We start from the raw sequence: 15,038 nt of genomic DNA on the forward strand, positions 1-15,038 counted from the left end.
GGAATGAAAATGAACCCTCTCAGAATGACACCGGAGACGATCCGCCTGGGCGGCCATCGCGGCCACAGCGCCGGCGCCCCCGAAAACACGCTCGCGGCGTTTCGGAAGGCGTTTGAATTCGGCGGACGTAACGTCACATGCGAAACCGATCTCGGAATTACCCGCGATGGAGAACTTGTGCTTATTCACGACAAGACCGTCGACCGCACAACAGACGGTCACGGCATCGTTCACGACATGACCTATTCGGAGTTGTCGAAACTCGACGCAGGGAGTTGGTTCAGTTCGGAGTTTGTCGGAGAGCGTGTGCCGCTACTTAAGGACGCGCTTCAGTTCGCCCGTGAGCTTGGCATTATCTATCAGCTTGAACTGAAGATCTACGACGCGAACGACGTCTTCTTCCCAAAGTTGAGGACGCTCATCGATGAATTGGGCTGTGCGGATCTCCTCCAGTTCTCTTCCTTCGACTACGTTCAGCTGAAGGCCGTCAAGGAAGCAATTCCCGAGGTACCGACCGTTGGCCTGATGCATTCGCGCCTCATCGATCCAGCCGCCCTTGCCCGTCAGGCCAATCTCGATGCCATGAACATCGAGATCTACCATTTCGCCAGCGGTGAAGCCCGCCAACTCCACAACGAGGGATTTGCCGCTTTTTGCTACCTACCGACGGGGTACCATGAAAAACTCGCGCAGTACGGCGTGGACGTGGAAACGCAGGTCGTTCAGTGGGTTCGTGAAGGTCAGTTGGATCAGTTGCTCGGCGACGACGTCGCACAGGTCGCCAGGCTCAAGGACCGTGCAAATGGCTGATCGGGACACATCGACATCTCACGCAGGAGAAACAGCTTCGATTGTGGAAGAGATCGCGCGCAAGGCAGGCGACCTTGCCCTCGCTCATTTCCGCTCCCTATCGAGCCTGTCGGTCGAGACCAAGGGACATCTCGATCTTGTGACGAAGGCGGACAAGGAGGTCGAAACATTTCTTATCGCGCAGTTGCGGGAGGCGTTTCCCGCAGACGGCGTATTTGGAGAAGAAGGGGGCGAAATCAAAGGGCGTTCAGGTCGTATCTGGGTGATCGATCCGATTGATGGGACATTCAATTTCGTCCGCGGCGGTCAGAACTGGGCAATTTCCATCGGTCTCTATGAAAACAAGCGTCCTACATTCGGGGTTATCTTCGCTCCAGTCCGAAACCTGATGTTTGTTGGAGGGAAAACGGTGGAGACGAAGCTCAACGGCATGGCGGTCAAGCCACTTCCGCCGCTCGATATGTCGCGTGCATCGACCGGGTTCAGCTACCATCCTTCGGCTTCGACAGCGGACAGGCTCGAAGTCATCCGTTATATCTCGGATGATCTCAATATCAGCTTCCGTTTCTGCGGCGCTGCGACACTCTCGATGGTCGAGGTGGCCATGGGCGAGACAGATGGCTACGTTTCATTGGGAGACTCGACGTGGGACGTTATGGCAGCGTTGCCTATTTTGAGCAATCTGGGTGTTGCGGATACGATCGACTGGGACAGGACCGACTTGTCGGCCAAACTCCGGTTTGCTTGTGGAAGCCACGACTTCCTGGAGAAGGTGAAGCCGTTGCTCGATAAAGTGGCGCTGGCCGCATAATGCGGCGCGCCTCTGACAATAACGGTCACAGATCGCCATTGGTCGACGCGGACCAATGCGGCGCGATTTGCGTACGCTCGACAAGCCTTATTAACAGCGAGATGGAAGCGCTTCTGATCACCAGCCGCGAAACTGGCCGCTGGGTAATCCCCAAGGGCTGGTCGGAGGGCAGGAAAAAGCTTCATCGAGTCGCACGGGAGGAAGCTTGGGAAGAAGCCGGCGTGCGGGGAAGAGTCTGCAAAAACCCGTATGGTCACTACCGCTATGACAAGAAGGTATCACATGACGAATTCATCCCTTGTCTGGTTCAGGTTCACCTGCTGACCGTATCGACCCTGAAGGATGATTTCCCCGAGAAAGGACAACGCCAGATCAGGTGGTTTTCTCCGGAGGAAGCTTCTGGATTGGTTATCGAGCCGGAGCTCAAACAACTGCTTTTAAAGCTGCGACAGCAGTGACCCACACAATTGAGGACGACATGGACATCGAACTTCTCAAGAAAACACCCGACCTAAGAGCCATAGCAGATATCCGGCTGGCGACCCTCGAGGACGGTCCGGCGCGTGGCCAACGGCTGTTGATCGCTCGAAATGCAACAGGAATTGCGTTCGAAGTGGCGTTGGATCGCGGCTTCGATATTTCCAGCCTTTCGTTCAGGGGGACCAATATTGGTTGGAACTCGCCGACTCAGATGCGTTTTCCAATGGTTGATCCAGGCTCCGAAGGCGGCTGGGCTTTCATGCGCAACTTCGATGGCTTCCTTGTGACATGCGGGCTCGACCACATCAGCCGTCCTCTGGAAGTTGATATTGCCCACTATAATCATCCGCACCTGAAGACGAAAAGCATGCCTCAGCATGGCAGAATCTCGACCGAAAAAGCAAGATTGGTCGGATATGACGTCGACCCAGAATCCGGTGAGATCTTCTGTGAGGGGATCGTCAGGCAGGCAAGTGTCTTCGGCGAAAACCTGGAGCTGAGACGGAGGATCACTTTACCAGTCTTTGGTCAGGCGCTGCGGATTGACGACACAGTGACAAACCGGGGGTTTCGCCCGTCTGGACATGCAATAATCTATCACCTGAACTACGGCTATCCGTTTCTGGATCAGAACCTCGAGATCACGGGTCTTCCTGAGCTCCTTGCGGCAAAATTGGTCGTGGATCCACCTCGGCCAAGTGACGATTACGGCGAATACGTCGACTCGGTCGATAGCCTAGAGATTCCGGAAGCGGATCCGATCGTTGTCAGCAACCGTGAACTCGACATATCCGTCGGCCTGACGTTCACTCGCGACCAACTGAACAAGCTTGCTATCTGGAGAGCTTATCAGTCCGGAGTGTTTGCGCTCGGCATCGAACCCCGCACCGACCTGGCACAGGACAGACCTTTGCTTCTGCCTGGCGAAAGCTGCAAGAACTCGTTGCAAGTTGAACTGACCGATTGCTGTTGTTCCAACTAAAGGAGCTGGTAGGGCCTCAAACGGGGGACAGGAAATGAAACGCGTCTTGATCGTCGGTTGCCCAGGTGCTGGAAAATCCACGCTTGCGAAGCAGCTCGCCAAGATCACCGATCTTCCTCTCGTACATCTTGATCGACATTACTGGCTGCCGGGTTGGCAGCGGCCGGATCGCGCAGCATGGGAAAGGACGATCGCGAGCTTACTCTCGCAATCGGCGTGGATTATGGACGGAAACTACAGCGGTACACTTGAGCATCGGTTGGCAGCGGCCGACACGCTTATCCACCTCAACTATCCGACTTGGCTTTGCGTCTGGCGGGTAATCCGGAGAACAGCCGTCGGGTTGGGTCGCAATCGCGATGATGAACTTATACCAGGGTGCCCTGAACGCTTCGATTGGTCTTTCCTACGCTTTGTTATCAAATATCGAAAAGAACAACGAGAGCAAGATCTGGTGCTGATGGGAAGGTTTCCCGGCCGCGTGTTTCGCTTCACGTCGCCGTCTCGCCTTTCGGCATTCATTGCTGCAATTGAGCCGGTGGCCGATAGGAGATCGCGTGAGGTCACAGGTGCTCCGGCGGGCGACCGTTTTAGGTCTGATAGCGTCGTCTGACATCGATCGATGATCCCACTGTCGGTTTCAGATGGTCTGCAACTTTGGAGTGGTGCCGCGTGCTTGAAGCTATGCGTCCGACAAACGTAACGTCGGATCGAGCTTATCGCGCAGCCCCGCGTTACGCCATGCCTGCGCCTCTCGGCTTCTTGCCGAAGGTCTGTCGATAAAGGAGATCGGGGACCACTTGGGACACCGCAGCGCGGCGACAACCAGTATCTACGCCAAGGTGAACTTGGCAGCCCTTCGCGAGGTTGGTGCATTCGACCTGGGGGCGCTGCAATGATGCTCACCGATGTCGTCGACGCTTATCGGCGAGCTTCGGCCGCCACGACTGCACGATATTCGTCACACGGCGGCCGTGCACCGGGTGATTGCCTGGTATCGCTCCGGTCAAGACGTGCAACGGTTGCTCCCGCAACTCGCAACCTACCTTGGCCACATCGATATACGTTCAACGCAGCGCTATTTGCACATGACGCCGGATCTCCTCGATGCAGCCAGCCAGCGCTTTGCGCAGTGTGCAATGGGGGCCGACCATGAAGGATGAGAGCCTCCTTGGTCCCTGGATCCGTCGTTTCCTGTTGGAGCATTTGGTCGCCGAACGCAATCTTTCTCGCAACACCCAAGCCAGCTACCGCGACACGCTGACGCCGGCAATCGTCCGCAAATTCCTGGACCATCTGGAACTTGATCGCCGATGCAGCGAAGTAACCCGTAACCAACGGCTTGCGACCATTCATTCACTGGCACGCTTCATCGGCATGCGTTCGCCGGTCCACCTGGCCTGGTGTTCCGAGATAAGGGCAATCCCATTCAAGAAGACGGCAAAGGCCGCGATCGGCTATCTCGAAAAGGCCGAGATGGATGCGCTCCTCGATCAACCCGACAGGCGTACAAATCTTGGGGTGCGCGACCATGCTCTGCTTTTATTCTTGTACAACAGTGGCGCGTGCGCCGATGAGGCAGCAAAATTGACGATCGGCAATCTTCAGCTGGGCGCGTCTCCGTCAGTGCGCCTTCGTGGCAAGGGAAACAAGATCCGGATCTGCCCATTGTGGCCGGCGACGGCGATATCGCTGGCTCGCCTCGTGACCGATCGGGATAGGAGCGATGCAGTCTTTCTGGGGCGAATGAAGGAACCTTTGACACGGTTCGGAATACACCGCGTCGTGACGCAATATGCCGCTACGGCGAGCAAAACCGTGCCGACTCTGGCCACGAAGCGCGTCAGCCCCCATACCATTCGGCACACGACAGCCGTCCACCTCCTGCGTGCGGGCGTTGATATCAACACGATCCGCGCGTGGCTGGGCCATGTGTCGTTGGACACCACACACATCTACGCCGAGGTAGATCTGGAAATGAAGGCCAAGGCGTTGGCCAAGGTGGATATCAGCGGCTTGACAGAGCCCCCACGGCCACGATCCCTGCCGTCCTTGATGGCATTCCTGAAAGGGTTGTAGGCAACTACAATCGCCGTTCTTCTTATGTGGCGGCTTGGGCCAAGGAAATCACCGAGATCCTTGGCTCATCGCCTGCAGCCGCAACATAAATTTGGCCGCAACATAACGGCTATATCCATACCCATCCGGATGGGCGCTGCGGTATTCCTCCCAAAGAATCAGCAGCGTCACGCCTGGCTTCTTCAGCTCGATTGAAAGCGGTCCCCAGTCGGGCTCTTGGCGCAGTCGCTGGCCCTGCTTGACGCCGGGGTGAACGAAGAGCTTGGCCTCGAGAACATCGTCTGTCAGGCCGCTGGCGAGGGGCCAACTTAGCCCTGCCATCGCAGCCCGCTTCAAGTTGTCCTGCACGGTGCTGCGAGCAATGCCAAGCATTACAGCGATCTCGCGGCTACTCGTTCCGCTACCCGCAAGCAGCAGCATTTGTCGTATGTGTCGCATGGTCAGCTTTCTTTTTGCAGGCATTAAATTCCCCTCGTGGATATCGAGGGGACACATGCCAGTGTTGCTGACCCAGGGGAACTTGAGTGCCGGAAACTGACCGGTTATTGATAGGAATGGTGGCCGGCTTCAGATCGGAACGGTGGCCGGTCAATGATTGGAATGGCGGCCGGGTTCAGAGTGGAATTCGCACATCTAACTTTTGTGCTTAAAATGGACAATGCATTTGCGGCAAACTTAGGCGCAATCCCTACAGCTTTCCACCAAGTCCGCGACGGACAAAGTTGGTCGACGGTAGCCTGCGGCCTGTGCGACGAGCGCCTCAAGCACCAAAGCCGGAAATATAATTTCGACCATATTACAGATGAAACGAGATTCAAATTTGTCGACATATCTTTTGTTGCTACGTTAAACCGAAGGCTTATTATTGAAGCTAAGGATTTGAATTCCCATACGGTTTACGTCGATTCTGGTATCGACTTTCGATGAAAGTATGTAAAAATGATCACGAGCAGCATTTCTGGGACCGACCAGCAGTTTCAAAACGCCACGCAGCCAAAAGAGCTCGATCCTGATGCTGTTCCTGTAAGCAGGCTTGATTCTGAAGGCCATGAAATTTTTGCTGAATGGCGACCTAAGCGCCCGTTCCTTCGGAGGGAGGACGGCGTCTTTTTGGTTCTCCGCGCGGATGATATCTTTCTGCTGGGCACCGATCCTCGTACGAGGCAAATAGAAACAGAACTCATGTTAAATCGAGGCGTAACCGGCGGCGCCGTTTTCGACTTAATCCGCTACAGCATGCTCTTTTCAAACGGCGAGGTTCATGTGAAACGGCGCTCAGCCTTTGCGAAGACCTTTGCATTCCGGATGATCGACGCGCTACGCCCGGAGATCACGAAGTTAACGGAGCAGTTGTGGGACGATGTACAGAGAGTTGACGATTTTGACTTTGCTGAAATGTATGCGTCGAAATTGCCTGCGCTAACGATTGCCAGTGTACTTGGTTTGCCATTTGGGGATGCACCTTTCTTCACGCGACTTGTCTACAAAGTTTCGCGCTGCTTGAGTCCTTCGTGGGGAGAAGACGATTTTCCGGAGATTGAGGCTTCTGCCGTCGAGCTCCAGGATTATGTCCGGGCAGTGGTAGCGGATCGCAGCCGACGTATAAGCGATGACTTCCTCTCTTGCTACTTGAAAGCGGTGCGGGAAGAAGGAACGCTTTCACCCATCGAGGAGATCATGCAATTGGTGTTTCTCATACTCGCCGGAAGCGATGCAACTCGTAACGCGATGGTGATGCTGCCGACTCTTTTGCTGCAAAATCCTGTTGTCTGGTCCTCTCTATGCCACGATCAATCCGGCGTCGCGGCCGCAGTGGAGGAAGGGCTCCGCTTCGAGCCATCAGTTGGGTCTTTCCCGCGGTTGGCGCTCGAAGATATTGATCTGGATGGGTACGTATTGCCAAAGGGAAGTTTCCTAGCCCTAAGCATCATGTCCGGCCTGCGGGACGAGAGACACTACGAGCATCCTCAGCTTTTTGACATAAAACGCAAACAAATGCGCAGGCACCTCGGATTTGGCGCGGGTGTGCATCGGTGCCTCGGCGAAGCTCTGGCGCGGATTGAATTGCAAGAAGGACTTGGAACACTTCTGCGCCGCGCGCCGAGCCTTAGGGTGACAGGCGACTGGCCACGGATGATAGGTCACGGGGGTGCACGGCGCGCCACGGGGATGACAGTCAATCTGGGCGTCGATCGGTGAGGTCACCGTTCCATTCTGTTGACGGAGATGACGTTGCGTATCACAGCCAGGGTTAAATGAACCGGGAGAACTCCCAATGCAATTGGCACCAGTGGATCGCGTAACCACAATCGACGACCTTACACTTGATCCCTATCCGATTTATCGCCGAATGCGCGCGCAGACCCCGGTGGTGCGGGTCGCCTCAGTGATGCGAACGTTTCTGACCAAGGCCTCCGACACGAAGATGGTGAAGGATCAGCCCAGGCGCTTCAGTTCGGATGACCCAAACACGCCAATGAAGCCGGCCTTCCAGGCCCATACTCTAATGCGCAAGGACGGCGCGGAACACGCCCGCGAAAGAATGGCCATGGTTAAGGCCTTTGCTCCCAAAACGACCGCGGAGCATTGGGCGGCGATCTATCGGGACATCGTAAACGAGTATCTTGATCGCCTTTCCCGCGGCAGCACAGTAGATCTGTTCGCGGAGATCTGTGGCCCGGTGGCTGCCCGTATCCTGGCTCATATCCTTGGAATTAGCGAAGCATCCGACGCAGAAATGATACGTTGGTCGCAGCGGCTAATTGAAGGGGCGGGCAACTTCGGATGGCGGCCTGAGCCTTTCGAGCGGTCAAACGAAGCCAATGCGGAGATGAACCGGCTCTTCGACAACTTGGTCGAAAAGCACCGGGCGGAACCGAACCCCTCGGCTTTCGCGATCATGGTGAACGCATCTGATCCCATACCCATGAGTCAGATTTACGCCAACATCAAGATCGCCATCGGCGGAGGCATCAACGAGCCTCGCGACGCTCTCGGCACGATCGTCTATGGATTGCTGACCAATCCGGAGCAGTTCGAGGAGGTTAAGAGGCAGCAGTGCTGGGAGCAGGTCTTCGAGGAGGGCGTGCGCTGGGTTGCTCCGATCCAGGCGAGTTCGCGCCTCGTCCTGGAGGACACGGAAATTCGCGGTTTTCTTGTCCCGAAGGGCGATACCGTGATGACCATCCAAGCCTCTGCCAATCGTGACGAAGATGTCTTTGACGACGGAGAGCGCTTCAATGTCTTCCGCCAGAATAATGCGCACCAGTCCTTCGGCTCGGGGCCGCATCACTGTGCCGGTGCGCCAATCTCGCGTCAAACCGTCGGGGCGATCATGTTGCCTATGCTGTTTGAACGTTTTCCGAACATGACGCTGACTAACCCGGACGCGGTGCAATGGCGCGGCTTCGGCTTCCGCGGACCGATTAGTCTACCGGTTACGCTTATATAATCGTAACCGCTGTCGCTTGGCATTAAGCCGTAGGAATGCGACCGTTTCAAAGAATCGAAATGTAAAGATTATCTTTATAATCAGTCAGCCTGAAGCATGCGCGTTAGGAGAAGCAATCATGCTATAGTCTGATTAATATCACACTATAAGATTGACCATAAGCTATTTTCCTATGTCATTCTGCCTGTGGCAATCGGCATCGCTGGGCGCTTAAACGTGAGGGTGACCATCTACGGCGCTAAGATACTACTCATCCCTCGGTTTCGGAAAATTACTACCTCAACATCTTGCATTTGTACCAGGTCAATTGAATCACAGGGTGTTAATTGCAAAAGTAATACAATAAAAATTGAGGCTCTCTCTTGATCACAGTAGGCTCCGACCGATTGAGAGAAAGAAGGTGCATGCACGATGGAGCCCAGCCAACGAAGCTTAGATGATGAATCCAAAGCTTCCCGTACGGAAGTCCATTCTACATCGACAAATAGGGATATGCCTCCCGAGCTTTTGGCTAAGGTGGCAACTTATATTCCTACCCAGGACCCGGTAGAAACGGCACGAAATCTTGGAAGCCTGGAACGTACAGGGCGTGCAGGTCGTGAAGCCGTTACAAGTGATCCCGTCGGAAAATATCACGCACGAATGAAACGAATTGGCGCCTCCGCCAAAACCGTGTTCGATACGGTCATTCCCGGAAATCAATTACCTGAGTGGGAGACGAACCGACCCTCTCCGACGGCCAGAACGCGAGCCGTTGGCCCAATTCTTAAGTTCCAGTCTGAAGCGGGAAAATCGAGATTTGTCACCAATATCCTCAATTTGCCCGAATCTGCTCAGTGCGACGCAATTCTTAGTGTCATAAAACACTTGGATGAACTTGGTGAAGCAAACAAGACGCGACTTATCGAACGCTCTATCGAAATTTTGCGGCTAGACCCCCCTTTGACCTGGAATATGGGCCAGAAATGCCCTGCGGCCGACGTGCTAATCCAAGGCGAAAAGTACCTAAATGCGGATCAACTGGCTCGCATACAACAAGAGAGGAGCAGCCGTCCGCGACTGTCTCCCCTGTTTGGCCGAGCCATAGCCGATTTCGAGGTTCAAAAAACCATGGACGCAAATCCTAGACGATATAGGGACGCGGCGGAGCCTGAGGTCAGAGCTGTAGACACAGTAATTGAGACAATTGAGAGATATAGTGCGTCGTTAGCGAGAGGCGGTCCAAATGCAGTGGGACTCCTAACGACGAACGAAAGCTTTGAGAAAAATATCAATGAGGTCTACAACCGTACGCGAGCCGAGCTAGACGCTTCTTCACGTGACAGAAGTCGCTCTGGACTATCGCGATAATTTCCTGGATCCACCGCGCTGTTGTAAGTTGACACATCGCATCGTCTTGCCGCTGACGGGAATTTTGGGGACGTCTTTAGTTGAACCGCCCCATGACGCGAATGCAGTTTGATCCCCTATCACTTCCCTAGCAAATTCTTAAGGGACATCAGGTCTCGAGTGTGCGGCCTCATTTGTTTCAAATGAAGCTTTCGCCGGCGTTCCTGAAATCCTTCTGAAACCGTCCGAGCCTACGTTCGTCTGCAGGGCCGTGTCAACCGGACGTGATAGGGATGGTAGACGCAGCGGTTTTTCCGGTTTCACGCTGCGGCCTAAAACGCCTAGGTTAGAAAGCCTTACCTATCCGGCCCCACCCCTCTGGTTGCGGTTTGGTGCAACACGGTGATGCAGCGTCGACTGCACTGAACTAAAAAATGCAAAGGGGTATCAATTGAGCCGATCTTCCCTGAGTGCAGCCTTTGGAAAAGAGGACCGTTTCGGAGCCCTGTCCATGCGCGGAAATAAACAGCCGAATACGGGGCCTGAAAATTCTCACAGTGGCGATAGTGCAACGGCGCGGCCCGCACTCCGGAATTGCGTTTTGCTGTCCGTGAACTGCAATGTCTCGAAGCACCGGAGCGCGTGCGAATGAGCGCGTGGATCGCCTCATGGCGCTCGGAGCTTCACGGGAAATCCGCCGCCCTCAACACTTCATACCAAACAGAAACATGGAGATGCCGAAAACGCCATCCTAGTGGAATCATCGTCCCCGCTGAGAAATTGCTTCTCATCAAGCGGACGGGGCGACTGCAAGGCAGGGCTTGCTAAGGCGACTGACTCCTCATCTCAAAGCTCAATGGCTTACCTTCTTTTAGTCAATCTAAATAGGATCACCTATGAAACTTATGTTAACCACCCTGTTTGGGATACTTTTGGCTACGGCTGCAAACGCTGCCAATGATAGTCATGTACTAGCAACCTTTCCCGAGATTACGCTTGCACTGACTACCGGCAAGCCAGTGGACGTTATGGTCGATTTAAGTTTGTGTACTCCGGGGACCGACGATACACCGCCGACGAAGACGCGCGGAGGCATTCGCATAGATGGGTATAGAATCACTTCTGACGGCACCCTCGCTTTTGCGGATCAGCACTTTACTATTGATCGTGACGGTAAGCCTATTCTTCAGTTTCTTCGCTACCAAATCCGGTTGGACGGTGACGCCGAACTGACTATGGTCGTATTCAACATGCCAAGCTACGAGAGAAAAGGTACCAGCTTGGACTACAAGTGCGCGATCAGTCACGGGTTGAGTTTCTTCGCTCCATAGTGATCTCTGACTCCTGTGTGACGCCAATCAGATTTGGCTTAATCTGCCCGGCGAGGCAATTTGCAGATGGTGGTTCGAGTTATGAAAAAGGTACTCGTCATAGCGCAAGCGCCCGTTTGAAATCGGCATGAAGGTGCTGGCGATGCGGTTGATCTCGGCTGAGCGGGCGCCGATCGCCTTGGCGGTATCGCGCCAGGTTGCGGTCACGGTCGCGACCTCTTTGATAATCACGCGGGCCTGCGGCAGCGTGAGCGCGAAGAACTCCGACGCGGCCTCCAGCAGATCGAGTGAGCAGGTGCCCTCCTCGAGATCGATGTTCGCCGTCAGCTCCCGAGCCTTCAGATCGGTCGGAACGGGATTGAGGTCGTATGCCGGCGAGAGAGACCAGTCCGCCTTTCTCAGCCACAGGAAACCGTGATTGCAGGTGATCGTCGACATTGGAAATCAGCACATTGAAGACGACACGCCGATAGAGGACATGGGCGTCCGTCTTACCTTGGGCGCCGTGTTTGGCAAAGGCATCGACGATCTCCGGAGAGCTGCCGCGCTCGCCGCCCATCGTCGCCATCGTCGAAAGGAACGGGGTGCGGATCGCCCCTTCGCGATCGAAGCGTCGCGACAACATGACGGCCTTGCCGGCGACGTCGATCAGCTCGTGCCGAGGAGTGACGATACCGGCCTGGCCGGCCAGCCGCAGCGCGATCTCTTTCCTGCTCTCCATGCTGTAGTCGTTGGTCTCCTTCGGGAATTTCGCGTTTGAGAGTCGACCATGTTGGTCGATAACCGACGCCTTCGGGCAGGCATCGCCAAGGGAGGAGCCTGGGGCAAAGATGAGTTGGAGGTCCTCATCCGTTTCCTCGTCCCGGAGGATGTGCTCGGTGATCTGGAGTAGCCGACCAAGCTCGATCAGGGCAGGAACGCCAGCACGAATCGCTGCCTGGAAAACCTCCTCGCCAACCCAGCGGAAGCGGAGTGCGCCAGGCCGGGTCTCGTCGGCGACGCCAAGCAGGTAGTCGCTTTCGGCTAGGGTACGAACGGCGCAGCCTTCGCGTTCGGCGAGGCGGCGCTCGGCGCGCTGCATGAGGTGGCGTCCCCAAGTATCCGGCGCGGAGTCGCCGATGGAGCCGAACGTCGCTAGTCCGGCAGGATGAGCGAAAGCGCCGTGCGTCAGTGCAAGCGCTGGCTCCAGCGAGAAGCGGTCCGGGTCCCCTAGGTACTCGAAGAGGATGGTCTCTGTGCCTCGGGCGCGCTCGGCCGTCAAGGTCAATATGCACCTCGAAGTCAGCCGTCGCGGGACGATCCGGTCAGGCGCTTGGGATGGACGTGCTTGGACAGGTCGGCCCTGGCCAGTGCCTGCAGAACGCCGGTATAAATGCAGATGCTGACATTGGTGTCCTCGGCTTCGACCCTTTGCAAGGTAGAGCGGGACTAAAGGCGCGTTCCGCAACGACTGCCATCGGCAACCGGCGACGCTGGCGAGCGTCTTGTACGTCTGCGCCGAGCTTGCGCAGTGTACGCCGCACTATGGCAGGATTGCGGGGAGTCGGCATTTGTCACCTTCACGCTACAGACTATCAAATTACGTAGCGCGAAGATTACAAATATCCTATCGCTCGATCCGAAAGTGAGTCGTTTCTCCAAACCCACCCGTGAGCATCTCTCATCAGGTTGAGCTAGCCGAAAAGAAGATAGTTTCACTTCTCTGTCTCACGAGGAAGCTTTTAATGTGCTGATGCCTTCACCGTAGCGGCATAATTGCGGGTGATAGCAATGAAACGCCTTTTCGTGGAGTTTCTTTCCGCATCCCTTGGACGAATCCTAGCCCGACGAGGGTGCGATTTCAAATGTAGCGTGAAATCGGTTCGGCCGCCCATGCCCAAGTGGTAGAGTCGGGTAGTCGAAGCGATATTGGAGGCTGATCAATGGATGGAGAAAAGCAGCAGACCGGCATCCCTCAAGACCCTTCCGCTGTTGGGAGGGATGCGGAACGAAAAACTCATTTTCCACCTGAACTGCACGCCGAAATTGCGACACATTTGCACTCCGACAATCCGGTGGAAACGGCAAATAATCTCACGAATTTTCAGCTCGCAGGTCGCCAAGTACGGGATGCGGTTCAAGCAAGCCCTGTTGCCTTATTTCATGCTCGAGTCAACCGGCTTGGTGCTTCAGCCAGGGCCCTGTATAAGGCAACAATAACCGACGATCGCTTACCGGAACATCCCGGAGCTGACCCTGCCGACGGACCCATCTTTCCATCATCCCGAACACATAGTGTCGGACCAATTCTTAAATTCCAGTCTTCAGGGGCAAAACGTACGTTCGTAGATCACGTTCTCGATTTGTCTGAAGCATCTGATCAAGCTTTGGCGATTGCCAGCGTTGCGCGGCACCTCGGTGATTTTGATGCGGCAAATAGAAACAGGTTGGTAGGCCGAGCGATTGACATTTTTAGACAAGATGAATCGGTAGACACTCGCCGTAGCGCTGCCCAAGCGCTCATAAGTGGGCATGATCATTTAAACGACACTCAAAAGGCTCAAATTCTGAACGCGATAGTTGATCATGAGGAGCTTGCACAAGTTTATGCCAGTACGACCCATCATCGGGATCAAGGCCGGAATATTGCAGACCTTTCTGTGTCCGGCCGTACGCCCGCGTCGCAAGGCCCATTTTTGGAAAAGACCGTCGACGCGATTGAGAAATCAGTCGATGCATTGATAACAGATGCGCCAATTAGTTCGAACGAGCAATTTCATGCCGTACGGCCGATCGCGAAATCCATTGCAAACGCCTACAATCATGCACGAGCTGAGCTGGTGGCCTCTCCCAGGGGGAGAGAGAATTCCGGAACAATGCGGTGAGCTATATGCTTCGGTTGCCTTAACAATATGGCTGCCAATCGCTGTTTGGCCCATTGCGCCCGCTTGGCGAGGCTCCCACAATTCGAGCTGCGTTGCCTGTAGCTTTCGCCGGATTGCGCATCTAAGCCGATATCAGTCTGCCAGATAGCACCCAAAAGTTCAGCTTCTCGTGGCTGGTGAATAACTGGCCCACCGATGGAACTCATGATCGGCTTGGATAGCCGGTCGCAAATTTTGCACGAACCTTGCGATCAGAGCCGGATGTTCATCGGACTCCTTTTGGGGTATTGGCATCTTGCCCTGGTCGTTGACACCATCGACACCCCGTGTCAGCGACACGCCCTCTCACCAACTTAGCCTTTGGTGAGAGGGCTAAAATTCCACTGATCTCCGTGACCGGCAATGAGATTGGGCAAAATAGAGCACAAACCGCGCTTGGCGGCTGGCGATCAGTGCTTTAAAACGACGTCGAACGGGCTTGTTCAAAATTGCGACCTTCGTTCAGCGCTTCAATAATCGCAATAGTCAGGCGCATGACACAATAATCGGTGCTCCATCGACGACCTTCCGATGTCGAGCGAAGCAAATTCACTTCTTGGGCGGACACAATCTCTTCGGCGCGATTAATCGCCCACTCCGTAGAGCTTTTGAACCTGACATCGTTCTTCCCGATAACCATAGCTATCCGTGTTGCTCCCGCGCATCCGCGCATCCAGGGCGGGAAGAAAAACAAGCAGTTAAGGCGCAGCGGATCGTCCGCCGCCTGCGCCAACCGGCTATTGTGAAAATAGGCTTCCCTCTCGCGGCAAAGTGCGTTCGCGTCTCTTATAGGGGATGGAGCCGCTAGCCGATCGTGGCATGAACAGTATCGATCGGCGAACCTATTGACGTATCACGGGAA

14 protein-coding genes and 2 pseudogenes are annotated in these 15,038 nt (G+C 55.1%); 12 read left to right on the forward strand and 4 right to left on the reverse strand.

The features are described from left to right. Positions 1 to 9 precede the first annotated feature (9 nt). From G6L97_RS27540 to G6L97_RS27575, 8 genes are all read left to right on the forward strand, one after another. A complete protein-coding gene (locus tag G6L97_RS27540; protein WP_174004661.1) occupies positions 10 to 810 on the forward strand; it encodes a glycerophosphodiester phosphodiesterase family protein in 801 nt (266 codons plus the stop codon). Continuing rightward, a complete protein-coding gene (locus tag G6L97_RS27545; protein ID WP_156619735.1) occupies positions 803 to 1,621 on the forward strand; it encodes an inositol monophosphatase family protein in 819 nt (272 codons plus the stop codon). The genes G6L97_RS27540 and G6L97_RS27545 overlap by 8 nt, the downstream gene beginning before the upstream one ends. Positions 1,622 to 1,722: 101 nt before the next feature. Then, on the forward strand, positions 1,723 to 2,079 hold the full coding sequence (locus G6L97_RS27550) for an NUDIX hydrolase (RefSeq protein ID WP_233278960.1): 357 nt from the start codon (positions 1,723 to 1,725) through the stop codon (positions 2,077 to 2,079). 20 nt (positions 2,080 to 2,099) lie between these two features. Further along, positions 2,100 to 3,083, forward strand: a complete 984-nt coding sequence (locus G6L97_RS27555) for an aldose 1-epimerase family protein (RefSeq protein ID WP_174004665.1) — start codon at positions 2,100 to 2,102, stop codon at positions 3,081 to 3,083. 34 nt (positions 3,084 to 3,117) lie between these two features. After that, entirely contained in the window at positions 3,118 to 3,696 is a 579-nt protein-coding gene (locus G6L97_RS27560) for a P-loop NTPase family protein (protein ID WP_174004667.1), read from the forward strand. A gap of 166 nt (positions 3,697 to 3,862) precedes the next feature. Next, the gene (locus G6L97_RS27565) at positions 3,863 to 3,982 is read left to right on the forward strand and encodes a hypothetical protein (protein ID WP_407655376.1); all 120 of its coding nucleotides are present in this window, start codon (positions 3,863 to 3,865) and stop codon (positions 3,980 to 3,982) included. Positions 3,983 to 3,991: 9 nt separating this feature from the next. Further along, positions 3,992 to 4,246 (forward strand): site-specific integrase, encoded by a 255-nt coding sequence (locus G6L97_RS27570; protein WP_211391382.1) that lies wholly within the window; start codon positions 3,992 to 3,994, stop codon positions 4,244 to 4,246. Then, on the forward strand, positions 4,236 to 5,162 hold the full coding sequence (locus G6L97_RS27575) for a tyrosine-type recombinase/integrase (RefSeq protein ID WP_174004669.1): 927 nt from the start codon (positions 4,236 to 4,238) through the stop codon (positions 5,160 to 5,162). Before G6L97_RS27570 ends, G6L97_RS27575 begins: the two co-directional genes overlap by 11 nt. A gap of 48 nt (positions 5,163 to 5,210) precedes the next feature. Here G6L97_RS27575 and G6L97_RS27580 read toward each other — a convergent pair whose 3' ends face one another. Further along, entirely contained in the window at positions 5,211 to 5,624 is a 414-nt protein-coding gene (locus tag G6L97_RS27580; RefSeq protein ID WP_211391384.1) for a hypothetical protein, read from the reverse strand. 477 nt (positions 5,625 to 6,101) lie between these two features. Between G6L97_RS27580 and G6L97_RS27585 the strand changes: the two genes are divergently transcribed. From G6L97_RS27585 to G6L97_RS27595, 3 genes are all read left to right on the forward strand, one after another. Further along, positions 6,102 to 7,361, forward strand: coding sequence for a cytochrome P450 (locus tag G6L97_RS27585; protein ID WP_174004671.1), 1,260 nt, complete (start codon positions 6,102 to 6,104; stop codon positions 7,359 to 7,361). Between the two features lie 76 nt (positions 7,362 to 7,437). Beyond that, positions 7,438 to 8,613 carry a cytochrome P450 gene (locus G6L97_RS27590; RefSeq protein ID WP_174004673.1) on the forward strand — a complete coding sequence of 392 codons (1,176 nt, stop codon included), beginning with the start codon at positions 7,438 to 7,440 and terminating at the stop codon, positions 8,611 to 8,613. Between the two features lie 2,225 nt (positions 8,614 to 10,838). Then, a complete protein-coding gene (locus tag G6L97_RS27595; protein WP_174004675.1) occupies positions 10,839 to 11,273 on the forward strand; it encodes a VirK family protein in 435 nt (144 codons plus the stop codon). 129 nt (positions 11,274 to 11,402) lie between these two features. Here the strand turns inward: G6L97_RS27595 and G6L97_RS27600 are convergent. Further along, a pseudogene (locus G6L97_RS27600) lies at positions 11,403 to 12,547 on the reverse strand (type II toxin-antitoxin system HipA family toxin); the annotation flags it as partial. A gap of 7 nt (positions 12,548 to 12,554) precedes the next feature. Then, positions 12,555 to 12,823: pseudogene (locus G6L97_RS27605) on the reverse strand (hypothetical protein). Between the two features lie 372 nt (positions 12,824 to 13,195). Between G6L97_RS27605 and G6L97_RS27610 the strand changes: the two are divergent. Further along, positions 13,196 to 14,137 carry a hypothetical protein gene (locus G6L97_RS27610; RefSeq protein ID WP_174004677.1) on the forward strand — a complete coding sequence of 314 codons (942 nt, stop codon included), beginning with the start codon at positions 13,196 to 13,198 and terminating at the stop codon, positions 14,135 to 14,137. A 457-nt stretch (positions 14,138 to 14,594) separates the two neighbouring features. On the opposite strand, the gene G6L97_RS27615 is transcribed toward G6L97_RS27610, so the two are convergent. Beyond that, the gene (locus tag G6L97_RS27615; protein ID WP_174004679.1) at positions 14,595 to 14,909 is read right to left on the reverse strand and encodes a hypothetical protein; all 315 of its coding nucleotides are present in this window, start codon (positions 14,907 to 14,909) and stop codon (positions 14,595 to 14,597) included. Positions 14,910 to 15,038: the final 129 nt, after the last annotated feature.

Source organism: Agrobacterium tumefaciens (assembly GCF_013318015.2).
GTDB lineage: Bacteria > Pseudomonadota > Alphaproteobacteria > Rhizobiales > Rhizobiaceae > Agrobacterium > Agrobacterium tumefaciens.